15 protein-coding genes are annotated in these 16,173 nt (G+C 52.7%); 1 reads left to right on the top strand and 14 read right to left on the bottom strand.

The features are described 5' to 3' along the window. Positions 1 to 175: 175 nt before the first annotated feature. The 8 genes from THS27_RS12265 to THS27_RS12230 form a co-directional block, all read right to left on the bottom strand. Entirely contained in the window at positions 176 to 550 is a 375-nt protein-coding gene (locus THS27_RS12265; protein ID WP_085591231.1) for a DUF427 domain-containing protein, read from the bottom strand. A 283-nt stretch (positions 551 to 833) separates the two neighbouring features. Beyond that, complete coding sequence (locus tag THS27_RS12260) at positions 834 to 1,976, bottom strand: alpha-hydroxy acid oxidase (protein WP_085591229.1); 1,143 nt, start codon at positions 1,974 to 1,976, stop codon at positions 834 to 836. 2 nt (positions 1,977 to 1,978) lie between these two features. After that, positions 1,979 to 3,484 (bottom strand): tripartite tricarboxylate transporter permease, encoded by a 1,506-nt coding sequence (locus THS27_RS12255; RefSeq protein ID WP_085591227.1) that lies wholly within the window; start codon positions 3,482 to 3,484, stop codon positions 1,979 to 1,981. Positions 3,485 to 3,499: 15 nt separating this feature from the next. Further along, positions 3,500 to 3,955: a tripartite tricarboxylate transporter TctB family protein gene (locus THS27_RS12250; protein WP_085591225.1), complete on the bottom strand. Its 456-nt coding sequence runs from the start codon at positions 3,953 to 3,955 to the stop codon at positions 3,500 to 3,502. Positions 3,956 to 4,159: 204 nt separating this feature from the next. Continuing rightward, the gene (locus THS27_RS12245) at positions 4,160 to 5,110 is read right to left on the bottom strand and encodes a tripartite tricarboxylate transporter substrate binding protein (protein WP_085591223.1); all 951 of its coding nucleotides are present in this window, start codon (positions 5,108 to 5,110) and stop codon (positions 4,160 to 4,162) included. Positions 5,111 to 5,202: 92 nt separating this feature from the next. After that, entirely contained in the window at positions 5,203 to 6,429 is a 1,227-nt protein-coding gene (locus THS27_RS12240; protein WP_168184880.1) for an MFS transporter, read from the bottom strand. Beyond that, on the bottom strand, positions 6,426 to 7,106 hold the full coding sequence (locus tag THS27_RS12235; protein ID WP_085591219.1) for an RraA family protein: 681 nt from the start codon (positions 7,104 to 7,106) through the stop codon (positions 6,426 to 6,428). Before THS27_RS12235 ends, THS27_RS12240 begins: the two co-directional genes overlap by 4 nt. Positions 7,107 to 7,132: 26 nt before the next feature. Next, entirely contained in the window at positions 7,133 to 8,155 is a 1,023-nt protein-coding gene (locus THS27_RS12230) for a hydroxyacid dehydrogenase (protein ID WP_085591217.1), read from the bottom strand. Between the two features lie 163 nt (positions 8,156 to 8,318). On the opposite strand from THS27_RS12230, the gene THS27_RS12225 reads away from it, so the two are divergent. Next, complete coding sequence (locus THS27_RS12225; protein WP_085591215.1) at positions 8,319 to 9,230, top strand: LysR family transcriptional regulator; 912 nt, start codon at positions 8,319 to 8,321, stop codon at positions 9,228 to 9,230. 20 nt (positions 9,231 to 9,250) lie between these two features. Here THS27_RS12225 and THS27_RS12220 read toward each other — a convergent pair whose 3' ends face one another. The 6 genes from THS27_RS12220 to THS27_RS12195 all read right to left on the bottom strand — a co-directional run bounded on the left by THS27_RS12220 (position 9,251) and on the right by THS27_RS12195 (position 16,146). Further along, a complete protein-coding gene (locus tag THS27_RS12220; RefSeq protein WP_085591214.1) occupies positions 9,251 to 10,531 on the bottom strand; it encodes a Gfo/Idh/MocA family protein in 1,281 nt (426 codons plus the stop codon). A gap of 150 nt (positions 10,532 to 10,681) precedes the next feature. Continuing rightward, complete coding sequence (locus tag THS27_RS12215; protein ID WP_085591212.1) at positions 10,682 to 11,524, bottom strand: sugar phosphate isomerase/epimerase; 843 nt, start codon at positions 11,522 to 11,524, stop codon at positions 10,682 to 10,684. A 56-nt stretch (positions 11,525 to 11,580) separates the two neighbouring features. Beyond that, a complete protein-coding gene (locus THS27_RS12210) occupies positions 11,581 to 13,008 on the bottom strand; it encodes a mandelate racemase (RefSeq protein WP_085591210.1) in 1,428 nt (475 codons plus the stop codon). A gap of 9 nt (positions 13,009 to 13,017) precedes the next feature. Then, complete coding sequence (locus tag THS27_RS12205) at positions 13,018 to 14,190, bottom strand: dihydrodipicolinate synthase family protein (protein ID WP_085591208.1); 1,173 nt, start codon at positions 14,188 to 14,190, stop codon at positions 13,018 to 13,020. 3 nt (positions 14,191 to 14,193) lie between these two features. Next, positions 14,194 to 15,342: a Gfo/Idh/MocA family protein gene (locus THS27_RS12200; RefSeq protein WP_085591207.1), complete on the bottom strand. Its 1,149-nt coding sequence runs from the start codon at positions 15,340 to 15,342 to the stop codon at positions 14,194 to 14,196. A gap of 135 nt (positions 15,343 to 15,477) precedes the next feature. Then, on the bottom strand, positions 15,478 to 16,146 hold the full coding sequence (locus THS27_RS12195) for a TetR/AcrR family transcriptional regulator (protein ID WP_085591205.1): 669 nt from the start codon (positions 16,144 to 16,146) through the stop codon (positions 15,478 to 15,480). Positions 16,147 to 16,173 lie beyond the last annotated feature (27 nt).

The following is a 16,173-nucleotide window of genomic DNA, read 5'->3' as shown; positions in this document are numbered from 1 at the left end:
TTAATAGGTCCTGAGCCTAAGCTGATTGCAGGATCGTGCAAGATTTTCACAGCATCGATGCAAAACTGCCACCGTTATGTCAGGAGGTTTCAGACAGCCTGCGTAACGTCCCCTTACAGGCAGAAATCCGCCATTTTCGCGCAGATTTTCCTGGTTTTATGCGTTTATTGCCACCTTATGCGACTGGCGTAATCGTCACGCGATCCGGATAAAATGCAACGTGATCCTTAATGGCGATAACGGCATCGTGGGGGTTTTCGTATGTCCATATCGCATCAACTGACGCTTTTTCGTCAGTCTGGATCGTAAAGTAGCCAGCTGTACCCTTATAGGGACAATAGGTGGTTTTATCGGACGATACGAGAATAGTGGCATCAACATCGCCACGCGGAAAATAATAAACCGGCGGATATCGGGCTTCATGCAAAACCAGGGTTGCCGCACTATCGGCAATGACACGACCGGCAAATGTTACGGTTATGCGGGTTGTGGCAGGGGCGATATCAATAGGATGATCCGGGCCGGGGATAAGAACAGGTTTGTCGGTCATAATATTATTTCCTGCGGTTTTGGGTATGACGCGCAACAACAATATGAAACGTCACACCAAAAATAGAACATCGGCACCCCCATAAGGCAGTGGTGCCTGAAACTATTCCCCCCTAAGAAAACCTTTTCCTGCCAGTTCGTTAGGAAATAATCTTGTGAAATTCTTTTGATAGGCCAAAGACGGCACGGACAAGACAGGGCCAGATAAAGGAAGATTGCCCTATATAGGGTGATGCTGTCGCATAAACAGCCAATTGCAGAAAAATAATAAAACCAGACTGAAATTAAAGACGATAAAGAGCCGATACGTCCAGTTCAGACAAGCATGACCGGCCCATCAGACCAAGATCACGATGCAGTTCGGTTTTCAAAATTGCGATTGCGTGTTCTACGGCGCTGCTGCCACCCGCCACAGCCGCATATAAAAACGGGCGACCGACAAAAACAAAAGAAGCCCCCAATGCCAGAGCCTTGAGTATGTCGGTTCCGCGACGAAAACCACCATCAATCATAACAGGCATGGCGCCGGCGACCTCGACAACGCGCGGCAATATGCGAAGGGGCGATATGGCACCATCAAGTTGGCGCCCGCCATGATTGGACAAAATGACCCCGTCGCCGCCTAGCAAAACAACCCTTTGCACATCTTCCGGTGCCAAAACGCCTTTGACCACCAGTTTGCCCGGCCAGCGTGACCGGATTAACCGCAAATGATCCCAGGTTAGATGATCTTTACGGCCAAAATCGCGCATAACATTCCGCGACATGATCGGCGCGCCCCGTTCGGCATAGGAATTTTCAAAATGAGGCATTCCGCGCCGTAAAATGGTTCGAGCCATGGTTCCGAGCAACCAGCCAGGATGGCTGGCAAAATCCCATGCCAGACGCGGCGTCATCCGCAATGGTGTTGAAAACCCGCTACGAATATTGTTTTCGCGGTTTGCCAAAACGGCAGTATCAACCGTTACAACCAGTGTTTTAAAGCCTGTTGCCCTGACCCGGTCAAGAAGGCCAAGGATTTTTGCCTCCTCGCCGGGGACATAGGCCTGAAACCAGCAATCAGGGTTAGCGTTAAAGACTTCTTCCATCGGGGTCAGCGACGACCCGCTAAGGACCATGGGAATATTGTGCTGAAAGGCGGCCCGGGCCAATGCCACATCACCATCAAGTGCCATTAGTGCCGATACCCCCATCGGGGCAATCCCGATGGGGGCATCATAGCGATGACCCAACAGGGATGTTTCGGTTGTTCGCCCGGAAACACCGGCAAGGACACGTGGTATAAAGCCCCATTCGGCCAAAGCATTGCGGTTATCTGCCAGCGATGCCCCGGTTTCGGCAGCGCTGGCGATATAAACATACAAGGGACGCGGCAAGCGACGGCGCGCAACGGCTTCGAAATCCTCGACAGATAATGCCCGCCCCATGGTTAGGCTTCCGTGTCGGATTTTCGGGAACGGATAACACGTAAAATCATGGGGCCAACGACAACCGCAATCGTGATGACAATAATCACCTGACTGGTGGTGTTATGCCACAATGTAGACCAGTCGCCACGACCGATGCGCAAAGCCAGACGCAGGTTTTCCTCGGCGAAACTACCCAGAATAAGACCCAGCACAACGGGCGGCAGCGGAAAGCGAAGTTTATCCATAAAATAGCCAACCAGACCAAACCCCAATGTCAGATAAACATCAAACATTCGTCCATTGATCGAATAAACACCGATAAAAACCAACGCGATAATAATCGCCCCAAGTAACGGGCGCGGGATGCGCAGAACCTGGGCAAAACTGTTGGTGGCAAGCGACCCGCCAAGGAAAATAAGCAGGATGGCGCCAAACAAAAACTGCCACATAAACCCGAACACCAGATCGGGATTATCGCGAAACAAAAGCGGACCAGGTTGTAGACCATGAATCAAAAGCCCGCCCAGCATGACCGCCGCCACAGATGTGCCGGGAATCCCCAGTGTCAGGGCCGGAATCATGGCTGATGCGGTATCGGCATTGTTGGCTGTTTCAGCTGCGGCAACGCCTTCAGGTTCGCCTTTCCCCCAGTCATCGGGGTTTTTGGCGGCACGGCGGGCTTCGTTATAACTAAGGAAAGCAGCCATCGAACCACCGGCACCAGGCAAAATGCCGACAAGAACACCAATAAAACTGGAACGGATCCAGGTTTTCCAGAACCGCAACATGCTGGGAATGGCTTTCCAGATACTTCCGGTGCCCAGCGTGAAACGTTTTCCGGTTCCTTCAAAGGACGGGTCTTCAAGCAAGTCAATTGCCGGTGGCAAGGCGTAAAGGCCAACAAGCAAAACAACAATATTAATGCCATCAAGCAATTCAAGATGCCCAAATGTCAAACGGTCATAGCCGGTTATGGTGTCTGAGCCGATCAACGAAACCGTGACGCCAAAAGCAGCACTAATAAGCCCTTTTAGCGGATCCCCGCCCAGTAAAAAGACAATCGACGACAGGCCAAAGACAGCGACCCAGAAAATTTCGGCGGGGCCAAAAAGCAGAGTTACCTTTGCCAGGGGTGGTGCTAGCAGCATCAGAACAACCGCCGAGACAATGCCGCCAATGGCCGAGGAAACCACAGCCACCTGCAAGGCATAACCACCCCGCCCCGATTGCGCCATTGGATAACCGTCAAAGCTGGTGGCAACAGCCGCCGGTGTACCTGGAATACGCAAAAGAACCGCGGGAATGGCCCCTCCATACATGGCACCATTATAAATACCGGCCATCATGCCAAGTGCCACAAGCGGGTCCAGCCCAAATGTAAACGGTATTAACACTGAAATTGCCATCGTGGCACTAAGCCCGGGCAAAGCACCGACGCAAATACCGGCCAGAACCCCCACGACAACAGCGGCCAGATTGGCCCACCCCAGAACACTGGGCAGGGCATCGATCAGATTTCCATACATCCATAGTCTCCCGGGTTAGCTGGCAAAAAATTCGGTTGGCAAATCCTGGTTCATCAACACCAGAAAAATCAGCGCAATTCCGCCGACAAAAATGACGGTGGCAAGGGCCAGACCAAACGGTTTGCGATAGCCAAAACACCATGCAACCGAGGGCACCATCAGGGTGGTTGACGTATAAAAACCTAACGTGGCAACGCCGAGCGCGTAGGCCCCGATAGCAAAAACGACCAGGAAAAAACGCCGTGGTGCGACAAAAACCGCACGATCAGACCTGAGATCGGGTTTCAAAAAAGTACGCCCGATCAAAATGACGCCCATCAACGCCATCGCACATAACATAACGACAGGTAAAAGCGCACTCATGGGGGGCATGTCGCGGGTTTCGGTAAGCAACCAGACACTACATGCAACAATTACAAGGCCGGCGATGATGTCAGCCTGCAAAATACGGGAACCGGCAGGGTTCTTCATATTGCTAGTCTTTCGGTTTAGGGAAAACAGCCCATACACCCAACATTACATTGCAGCCGTATTAAAACGGCCCGGTGCCAACTGACGGCATCAAAAGCAAACATATGTGGTGAGATGGGGTAGCGAACAGAAACAATGGGGGAAAACCCAAAGACAATACGGGGTTTAAACGGGGCCCGAAGGCCCCGTTCAGATCATTGTTTCCTATTTCCAGGGAGTGGTTTCCCAAACCTTTTTGGCAAATTCAAACTGTTCCTGGTTCAATGCCTTGAAGTCGGCACCGGCAGCCAGACTTACCGGGTTGCCCGACGCGACCATCGCCTTGGTAAATTCCGGGTCCTGATAGGCTTTTTTAAAGGCGTCGACCAGTTTGTCCTCGACATCCTTTGGCAAATTGGCGGGTGCGACGAAACCCCGCATCGAGCCATTTACAACGTTAAAACCCTGTTCGGCAAATGTCGGAACATTTGGGGCCAGATCAGACCGTTCCGGGCGGGCAACACCAACAATGTTAAGGTCATCGCGAAACCCAAGAACTTCGGAAAGGTTGAAAATACCCATATTCACATGCCCGCCCATGACCGCAGTGCGGGCGGGTGCCGACCCTTTGAACGGAACAATTGTATATTCCGCCCCGGATTCCTTTTGCAAGCGGATGAGGAAAAACTGGTCATCCCCGCCCAGACTGGACATTCCAACCGTCATCCCGCCCGGTTCTTTACGGGCGGCGGCAACCAGTTTGTCCATTGATGTAATATCGCTGCCTTTGGGCGTTACAATGACGTTGGGGTCATCAACCACATTGGCAAGATACGTGAAGCTTTCTGCCGAATAACCGGCCTTGCGGTCCAGTGTGCGGGCCATCATGCCCGGCAGGTTATAGGTGCCGATTGTGTAACCGTCGGGTTTGGCATTTGCAACTTCGGTTACCCCGATCTGGCCACTGGCACCGGGCATGTTTTTGACGACGACAGTGGCGTCATTTCCCAAATAACGTTCAAGAAACGGGGCAACTGTGCGCGCCATAACATCTGTTCCGCCGCCAGCCGAATAACCGACAATGATTTCGATTTTCTTTTCCGGGTATTCAGCCATTGCACTTGTGGCAAATCCCGCGACCAGACATGCGGAAACGATGAGTGTTTTTAGTTTCATTTGTTCCTCCCTTTTTTCAGGTATAAGCCTATAACAGCAGTTTTTATTTATGAAAGAGAATATAAATTCATCTTTAGATTAGAATTTCTTATTTAAACCTCTCTTTCAGTCAAAGATTGCGGATTTAAGCGAGCGATAACAAAGGTCATTGCAAGGACAAGCGGGCATCCTGCCAAGAACAGAACATGGAGCGATACCGCATCGGCAAGAATACCTATAAGCAGCGCCCCAAGCGCAGGGATCCCCCGGAAAATCATGGTATAGAGGGACAGAACCCGCCCCCGGACATGATCGGGGACACCGGTTTGCAAAACGACCTGCGTGACAATACCGTTGGCCAAAATGGCCCCGGACAACATGGCAAGGCAGATTGCGGCCATGTACAAACCGTCAAATGACAGGAACAGGGTCATCCCGACCAATGCCCCGCCACCACTGGCAATGATCAGATAAAGGGGCGAAAACCGGGGCAGAAGAAATGATACCGAGACCGCCCCGATCGTGGCGCCAAACCCCTGAAAAAAAGTCAGGGTTGAAAAACCATCGGCAGCCGTAACCCCGTAAACATTCAGTTTTTCGGCCAATGCAGGCAACAATTCAAAGACCGGGCGAAAGCACAAGGCAATTAATAGGAAATACGCCAGCAAATATTTCTGCACAGATTTGAGGCTGCAAAAAACTGCCGACCAGTTTACCGTAGCAACCATATGTTCCGTTGCCTTTTGGGGCACGGTACTTGATTTCAACCGCGCCAAAATGGTCGCAAAACCGATATAACTAAGGCAATTGAACAAAAAAAGCGGCCAGAACAGCTTTTCCGCAATCGCCAACCCGCCAAAAACCGGCCCGATCATGCGCGCCAGATTGAACGTCATCGAATTAAGGGCAACAGCCCCGCCAACACGCGCGCGTTCAACCAGACTGCCCACAAGAACCATCCGTATTGGATGATCAAACCCGTTGATCACCCCTGTTGCAACCGCAACAGCAACGATCCATTCAATCCTAAGCTGCCCGGATAATGACAGGCCGAGCAATAACATCGGCGGCAAAACCGACACCCATTGCAGCATTTTTGCCAGCGAGAGCCTGTTGTAACGATCGGCAATGGTACCGGCAAGCGGCGCAATGGCAACCGAGGGCAAGAGATCGGCCATGGCAAGCAGGCCCAGCACCGTTGTTGATTCTGTTAGTTCCCATGCAATCCATAACAGAGCCACCCGCTGCGCCCAGGTGCCGACAATTGAGCCGGTATTCCCCGCCAAGTACCAGGCAAAACCGGTATTTGACAAAGGGCGCAACGTTTCACGAATGGTCACGCCGAGACAATCTCGCACCCGGCGGCAAGAAGTGCTTTATCCACCCAGCTACGGTCGTTGGTACGGTTTTCAATATTGGCCATTTGCCGATGTTCGGCCGCCTGTTTTTCACGCGTGGCCTGTAACACATATGCCGTATCATGATAGGGAACCGACACAACACCGTCGGCATCCCCCACAATCAGATCACCCGGTTCGATTACCATGCCTTCAATTGCGATGGCGGTGTTGATTTCACCGGGGCCATGTTTGTAAGGCCCCCGATGGGTAACACCCAGGGCATAGGTTGGAAGGTTAACGCGACGAAAGGCGTCCAGGTCCCGCAAGGCACCGTAAAGAACAAACCCGGCAACACCACGGTTAATGGCATGGGCCAGCATCAGTTCGCCGATCAGGGCATTGGTGACATCGCCACCGGCATCAACCACAATAACGTCGCCCGGTTCGGCCAGGTCGATGGCCTTGTGCAACATCAGATTATCGCCCGGGCGACTGCGAACGGTTAAGGCCGGACCCGCAAGCACCCCGTCGCGATGCATGGGGCGCAGGCGACTGCCGCCAGCAAAAACACGCCCCATACAGTCGCTGATATTTGCGACAGGCAATTGCCGAAAATCGGCGACAATAGTATCGGCAACCTTGCGCGTGCGCGGCAAAATCCGGTTTCCAACTGGCATGGTTCTTCCCTTTATTGCGTAATTATTTATTCGGCTACTGTGCTGCGTTGCAGGCGGGCAGAGCCGTTTTTCAGGATTTCAGGGTTTACAATTCGATCAGGCGTTACATCGCCCCCCGACAACAGCGCGATAACACCGGAAACCGCCGCGATACCGACACGCTGCCCTGCACTTGCGGTAACACCGGCAACATGCGGGGTGACAACAATTGCGCGATGCTGCAAAAGCGCGTTATCGGCAACGGGGGGTTCGTGTTCAAACGTATCAAGCCCTGCACCAGCGATATGCCCGCTTTGCAAAGCCAGCAACAAATCGGCTTCGTTTACCAGGCCGCCCCGAGCGGTGTTAATCAGATAACTGCCCGGTTTCATCGTGGCGATGGTTTCGGCATTTATCAAATAACGGGTGGCAGGCAAAAGCGGGCAATGCAGGCTAACAATATCGGTTGTTTCAAACAGGTTTTCCAGCGTATGACAGCGGGTAACGCCGGCATCGGCAAACATCTCGTCGTGGGCAAGCGGGTCGTAGGCCAAAACGTTTAGCCCAAAACCACGAGCGAGCCGGGCCGTATGTTGTGCAATGGCCCCGAAACCGACAAGCCCCAGACACATACCGGCAATTTCGCGGCCAACAAAACCTGGTTTGTCCCAGCGGTTTGCCCGGAGGCTTTGATCCAGGGGGACGATCTGTTTAACCGTTGCCAGTAACAGGGCAAGTGTGTGTTCAGCAACAGACAGGGCATTGGCACCGGGGGCACGCAACACCAGTATGCCCCGTTCGCTGGCGGCAGCAACGTCGATATTATCGACACCGGCACCATGTTTGGAAATGACCTGTAAATTTGGGGCCGCGTCCATTGCGACATGCCCAAACTGACCCATCCGCGAAATAATCCCCTTGGGGGCGTGGTCTTTCATGAATTTTACCAGCACCTCGTCAGACGGATAGGCCGGTGTATGCACTACACTGAAATCTGCCTGGGAAATCAGGGCGGATGCGGCTTCGTCAAGATAGGGGCCGGTGACAACGATGGTTCCATTTTTAGTCATGAATGGCCCCAGCGGTTTTGATGCGGTGTAAAAAACCCGACATCGTTCCTCCCAGTATTTTTGTCTGATTGACATGTTGATTATGAGATCAGAGATTAGCGGTAGATATATTTTATGAAAGAGAATAATATTTCCGAATAGATTAAGTTTATCTGGAGTTAAAATGGATACACGCCAGCTTCGGACCCTGGTTGCAATTGCCGAACATGGCACATTTGCCCGGGCGGCAGAGGTGGTATATTTAACGCCATCGGCCGTGAGCCAGCAAATGCATGCCCTGGAAACCGAGCTTGCGGTGGAGCTTTTTAACCGGGAAACCCGCCCGCCGACCTTGAACACACACGGCCTTCAATTACTGGAAACAGCGCATTCCATTTTACATATGGTGGAGGATACAAAAAGCGCCCTGCAAGGCCAGCGTAAAACCGGCACGTTAAGCATCGGGTCGGTTCGGACCAGTACAATTGGCCTTTTACCGCGCGCGATTGTGGCGTTACGCAATACATATCCGGGATTGCGGATTAATTTACGGGTGGGACTTTCAAGCACATTGATCAGCGATGTACAGGCCGGGCGGCTGGACATGGCGATTGTTGCCGAGCAACTGGGAATTCCGCAAAATCTGGTGTGGCGGCCCTTTATTCGCGAACCGCTTGTGGTGATTGCACCACAAGGCACCCCGGAAATGTCGGCGCGCCAAATGCTGGAAACATTGCCGATGGTACGGTTTCGCAGCAATGTGCCACTTGCACACCTGATTGATATGGAGCTGGCCCGAATGGGCATCGTGACCAACGACACCGCCGAAATTGATACGATTTCGGCAATTGTTGAATGTGTTGCGGCAGGATTGGGGGCAACGATTGTGCCAAATATTGCCGTGCGTGAAAGCCCCGAAAAATTTCTGATCCGGCCATTTGGCGAACCACAGGTGTTTCGTCAGATTGGCATTGTTCAGCGGGTTTCATCGGCCAAGATGGATTTGCTGGAAGAAATCCATGATCAACTTGCCGTTCTTGCCGATGATTTTGGCGTGCCGCGTTCCAGCCTGGAAAAACAGGAACATACCCTTTGATATGCCCCTGTTTGGATGTTTTATGACGTGGCGATATCGGGCATGAGGTCGTCAATTTTTACGACTTCACCGGTTTGTGCACTTTTGAGCGCAGCAATACCGCATAATACCGAATAGGCCCCTGCCCTGGCCCCGGCGCGCTGGTGCAATGTGTCGGTTTGGCCGGGCTTGAAAATCATATCGCGCATCCGGTTATCACCGCCGTAATGGCCACCTTCAGCATGGGGGACAATAATGCGTTCCAGTTTTTCTTCATCATCATTAGGGAAATTGCGAATTAACAGGATTTCGTCCTGATCGGGCATATCCCATGGCTGATCTTCGTGTTGGCGCAATTCAATCCGGCCCCTGGTGCCGTTAAAAGCAATATGGTGCCCTTCGATGGGCTGGAAAGTATTTAGCGAATAGGACACCTGCACATCATTAGCATATCCGATATTGGCGACCATTGTATCGGGGATATCGATATCTTCGCGAAACACACAGCGATCACGGAAATAACCGTCTTCTTTTGCCGGGTCTTCATAAAGGGCATCCAGAAACGGATCGCTGGAAATATCGAAGAAATAATTGCAATCCGCCGTATGGGGGCAGGTTTGGCAGCGGTCGCCGCGAAACGGGCCGTTTTTGCCATAATTCAACAATTTGCCAAAGGCCGAAACCGTTTGCGGGGTACTGTCGAGGTACCAGTTTAGCAGGTCAAAGTGATGTGTCGCCTTATGGACAAACAGGCTGCCGGAATGGCGAATGTAAGCATGCCAGCGGCGGAAATAATCGGCCCCGTGCGCGGTATCAAGATACCAGTGAAAATCAACCGATGTCACCTTGCCAATGGCACCTTGCATCAGCAATTCCTTGATACGGGCGGCTGTTGGCGAATAACGATAGTTAAAAGACACATCAATACGTTTGCCGCTGCGTGCTTCGGCCTCGAGCATTCGGCGAATTTTTTCGACCGTTGTTGTCATCGGCTTTTCGGTAATGATATCGGCACCGGCCTGAAGCATTTGCACAACGATTTCGTCGTGGGTATCGTCCGGTGTGCAGACCATTGCCATTTGCGGGGCAATGCCAGCTTTTTGCATCTCTTCGACGCTGGAAAATATTGGCGCGTTGCTTTTGATCATATAGCGGGCCCGCCGGGCACGCAGTTCATTTTTATCTATGATCGCAACCAGATCAACATGCTCGGACCAACCGGCCAGCAAATCGCGCCCCCACATGGTTGCGCCCCGGTTGCCCGTGCCAATTAAAACGTAACTTCTTCTTTCTGTTTCGGATGTTGTTTCGGTTTGGGCCATGACGTTGATCCTCTCTGACAGGTCGCCGCTTTTGGGGGCGACGTAAATACACCCCGTTACCAAAAGGTGCGGTCAGGGTGCGGGCCGGAAATTCCGTTTTTTCATGCGCGCCAGGCAGCGGCATGGATTTTGTTTATTTTCACATATGAACTAGACGGGGCTATCGGCCTGACAGTTGTTTTCGTAACGTTCAATGCAGGTTTTCAAAACCTCGTCACCGGGTTTTAACCACCAGTTTTGTGCGGAAAAGATTTCGACTTCCTGTTTTGGTTTTACCCCAGCGGCCTCGACCATGCGGCGAATGGCGGGAAGGTCGATGACGCCGTCGCCCATCATGCCCCGGTCGGTCAGCATATCGCGGGTGGGCACCAGCCAGTCGCAAATATGATAGGCGAGAATGGCATTCATCTTTCCGGCACGCGCGATTTGGGCGGCCAGGTTTGGATCCCACCAGACGTGATACACATCTATGGCAACGCCAATTCCCGGGCCCAATATTTCACACATATCAAGGGCCTGACCCAGCGTGTTTACACAGGCACGATCGCCGGCATACATCGGGTGCAAGGGCTCTATTGCCAGAGGGACATTGCAGGCACGGGCGTGAGGCAACAGGGCATCAAGGCCATCAACCACCATTTGCCGGGCAGCAACAATATCACGGGAATTTTCAGGAAGACCGCCAACCACCAAAACCAGACAATCTGCCCCCAGTTCGGCGGCTTCATCCACGGCATGGCGGTTATCATCTATTGCGGCGGCGCGTTTATCGGGTGTGGCGGCGGGGAAAAAACCGCCCCGGCACAAACCGGTTAAATGCAGGTTGTTTTGATGCACAATGCGAGAGGCTTCAGCGAGGCCAATTTTGGCGATTTGTTCGCGCCACGGGGCAATGGCGGTGATGCCGTGGCGTAAACAGCCATCGACGGCCTCGGCAAAACCCCATTGTTCGCGCACGGTTGCAAGATTAATCGATAACCCATCGGCAGACATTGTTATCCTCCCTTATTGCCCGGTTTGGCCGGGCATTTTTGTTGGTTTTTAATGTGTCAAAACGTCAGCGGTGCCATTGCTTTCCAGTCCGGCGTAACGGCGCAGCCCAGACCAATGGCATCGTTGCTGCTGGCTAGGGAAACCTGCCCGTTCTGGATCGACAGCCGTGCCTGGCCGTTGGCTGTGGCGTGATAAAGATCGGGATGAAGGTTTAAATATTCCGCCTGCTCGGCGGGTGATGCGCCAGCCATCCCGGCGACATAATGATGGCCGTTGCGTTCGATATGGCGCGCCCCGATCAGATTTGCCAGAACAAGGTCCTGTTGCAGGGCAAGGCCGCCCTGGGTTGTCAGATCTTCGGCGGACATGAAGTATTGGTCCGAACCGGCTGTATTGTTCCAGCTGGCAACACGGGCACAATTTAGCATGGCACGATAAAACCCCTTGCAGGATTTTGACGAAATGCCACGATATCCCAAATCCCTTGCGGCAAGAAAAGCCCCGATTGCATCATCGCTTTCGTCAATCTCGAACGGAATTTTTGTGCCTAAATCCCCCAGGGGCTGTGACAATGCGGCAGCACGGGCAACGGGTTGTTCCAAAAACAGCGTGGATTGCCACAGATTTTTAAGCCCGCCTTCACCCTCGATCCGGCCAATCAGGTTGGCAACATGGTCGGCATTTTCAAACTGTTCATTGCCATCAATGGTTAATTGATACTGCCCGACCTTTTGGTCCAGCACATTGGCAATGGCAAGCAGGCGGGAAATGTCCTGATCAATATGACCCGATGCCTTTAGTTTGAAAAAACGATGACCGTAGGTGGCAATAACATCTTCCAGCGTTTGTGGCAGGCCATCGTTAAGTTGGTCTGCCTTGCCAAGGTCGCGGTTCCAGAGAACATCGCCCAAACCGACGGTATGGCGAATGGCAATTGACGGGCGAAGCACCCGTTTTGCCAAAAAGCCGGAAAGATCAAAACCGGATAGATCCGGCGTTGTCTCGCTGGTGATGGCAAGGGCATTCGTTTGCACAGCACGGGCAATGGTTAAACCGTGCAACCGACAGAACCCGTCAATAATGGCGCGGTCAACCAGTGCCAGACCATAGGATGCAACCAGCCCCGGCAGGTTATGCTGACGGCAGGCCTTGCCATGATCGGCCAGAATCCGTGCATGCAAACCAAAAGGCGTTGACTGCCCCGCAGTTTGAACGGCCTCCATCGCCAGCATGACAGACCGGCGCAGCTGGTTGATGTTATCATCCGTGGTCAGATCGGCGGATTTATCAAACCATTTGGGCATCATCATTTCGGCCGACTGCCCCGTGGCGGATCGCCCCTGCCCGTCTTCGATGACGACACGAACAAAAAGTTGCGGCGCCTGCGTTACCTTTGCCACACCAAACCGGAAAGGAAAGCGGAACGGTGTTGTGCGTTCAAATGCGGCAATGTTAATGACGCGAATGTCTGGATAGTCGGCCATGATTACCCCCTAACGCCCGCATTCAATGCCGTGCAGGGCCAAAACCGGTTTCATTCGGGCAACAGCCATTTCCGGATCGGCCAAAACGCGGGCCTGATCGGCAAGACGGAAAAGTTCGGCCAAATGCAGGATAGAGCGCGTGGATTGCTGACCACCGATCATGGTGAAATGATTTTGCAACCCATTGAGATAGGCCAGAAAAACAACGCCGGTTTTATAAAACCGTGTGGGCGCACGAAAGATATGGCGTGATAACGGCACAGTCGGATTTAACACATCAAAGAACTGGTCGTTATCGCCGCGACCTAAAGCGGCAAGTGCCATGGAAGCCGCTGGCGCAATTGCATCAAAAATGCCCAGCAACGCATCGGAATGGCCCTGTTCGTCACCGGCAATCAGTTCGGCATAATTAAAATCATCGCCCGTATACATACGCACCCCGGCGGGCAGTTTACGGCGCATGACGATTTCCTTTTCTTTTGAAAGAAGGGAAATTTTGATGCCGTCAATTTTCGCCGCATTGTCTGCCAGGATCGCCAGACAGTTTTCCATTGCCGCCATATGGTCGTCACCGCCCCAATATCCTTGCAAGGCAGGATCGAACATTTCGCCAAGCCAGTGAATAATGACAGGTTGTTTGACTTGCGACAGAATACGCCCATAAACGCGGGCATAATCCTCCGGCCCTTTGGCGATCGCGGCAAGGGCGCGGCTGGCCATTAGAATGATCTGCCCGTTATGGGCTTCGATGGCTTCAATTTGATGTTCGTAAGCGGCGATGACATCTTCAATTGTCACCCTGGGGTCCAGTGCCAAATGGTCTGTCCCGGCGCCACAGGCAATACGGGCGCCCGGGCGATTTTTGGCTTCGGCCAGCGAGCGGATAATCAGTTCGCGGGCTTCATTCCAGCCAAGGCCCATACCGCGCTGGGCGGTATCCATTGATTCCGCCACGCCAAGGCCCAGATCCCACAAACGATGCCGAAAAGCCAGCGTTCGGTCCCAGTCGATGGCAGGTTCCAGCCATGGATCATGCGCCACCATCGGATCGGCAACGATGTGAGCCGCCGCATAGGCAATGCGGGGAAAATCCGCGGCCTCGCGTTTTTTAACGGCTATCGGGTCACCCGTCAGTTGATAGGAAACCAGTTTACCATCCCGGGGAAGATCAAGTGCAAGCATGGCTTAAAACTCCAGATCGGGAACATCAAGCCAGCGACGTTCGGCCCAGGATTTAAGGCCCAGTTCAGCCAGTTGCACGCCCTTGGCCCCGGCTTCCAGGCCATAGGGCCATGGTGTATCTTCGGCGACATGACGCAGGAACATTTCCCACTGGGCCTTGAACCCGTTATCAAAATTTTGGGTATCGGGCACTTCGTCCCAGGTTTTGTAAAAATCAATCGTTTGCGGCTGATCGGGGTTCCAGACCGGCTTGGGCGTATTTACCCGGTGCTGGGTCCAGCATTTGGTAAGCCCGGCAACGGCAGAACCATGGGTGCCATCGACCTGAAACGTTACCAGATCATCCCGGCGCACCCGCACCGCCCAGGATGAATTGATTTGCGCGATGACGCCGCCTTCGAGTTCGAACGTGGCATAGGCCGCGTCATCGGTGTCGCAGGGGTAAGGCTGACCATTTTCGTCAATACGTTTGGGAATATGGGTTGCCCCGATGCACGACAGCGATTTGACATTGCCAAACAGGTTATCGAGGACATAGCGCCAATGACACAGCATATCGAGAATGATGCCGCCACCATCCTCCTTGCGATAATTCCAGGACGGTCGCTGGGCAGGAACACCCCAGTCCCCTTCAAAAACCCAATAACCAAATTCACCACGGACCGAGAGGATTTCCCCAAAAAAACCGGAATCCCGCAAAAGAGCGAGTTTCCGCAAACCGGGCAGGAACAATTTATCCTGTACTACACCATGTTTCAGACCGGAATTTCGAGCTTTGGTTGCGAGATCTATGGCAACTTGCAAATCATCGGATATCGGTTTTTCACAATAAACATGCTTGCCTGCATCAAGCGCCTTTGACAGTAATTCCGCACGCATCAGCGTCGTACCGGCATCAAAAAAGATACTGTCTTCGGGGTTGGCAAGGGCGGCGTCCAGATCGGTAGTCCAGCGTTCGATACCGTGTTTTTTGGCAAGAGATTCTATTTTGTCGGCATTACGACCAACAATAATCGGATCGACGACAAGGCGTTTACCCGATGGCAGATCAATCCCCCCTTGATCGCGAATGGCGAGAATGGAGCGCACCAGATGCTGGTTATAGCCCATGCGCCCGGTTACACCGTGCAGGATAATCCCGATACGTGTCATTTTTTCCTCCCGTCCGGTCGCTTGTTTTTGGCAGATGAGCAATTTTCACCATCACCATCGCGACGTAACTAACTGGTTACAAGAAGGCCAAGCGACGACGCCCTTGTCAACAGAAAAAACAACAGCGCGACAATTTTAACGCGCGCGAATAGATGCCAGGGTGACAGAGACGATTTGCTGCATCCACGCGTCCAGATTGTCGTCTGACATAAGGTCGCGGCCAAAAATCGTTGAAAGCGTGTAGTGATTATTCAGGTAAAAACAGGTCATCGAGGCCATTGTCAGATAAACATTCAGCGGATCTATGCCCGCATGAAAAACGCCGTCGGCTTCGCCTCGTTTCAGAACCTGTGCCAGCTCGGTTATAAAATGCGAATGCATTTCGGGAATGTAGGAAAGCTGTTTGAGGTATTCGGCGCGGTGCAGGTTTTCGGTGCCCAAAAGACTTAGAAATTCGGGATGATCAACGAAGTAATGCCATGTAAATAAAGCAAGTTCGCGGATTCCGTCCTCCGGTGTGCGCCCGGAAAGATTAAGTTTTTTTTCGGCATTTCGAATACCGGCATAGGCGTTGCCCAAAACCGCTGTATAGAGCTGATCCTTATCGCCGAAATAATGGTAGAGCATTCTTTTGTTGGTACCGGCGCGGGCGGCAATGGCATCGACTCGCGCCCCGCCAATACCTTTTTCGGCAAATTCACTGGTCGCAGCCTCAAGGATCAAGGCACGGGTTCTTTCAGGGTCACGCTGGCCTGTTTTTGGTTTGGTTTTGGCTGGTTTCGGCCTGGATTGCGAGTCGGTCATTCATCCCCCGGTTGATAAATATTTTTG

This window comes from Thalassospira sp. MCCC 1A01428 (genome assembly GCF_002115825.1).
GTDB lineage: Bacteria > Pseudomonadota > Alphaproteobacteria > Rhodospirillales > Thalassospiraceae > Thalassospira.
Note: the sequence above shows the minus strand (reverse complement) of the source record. Positions and strands in the feature narration are given on the sequence as shown.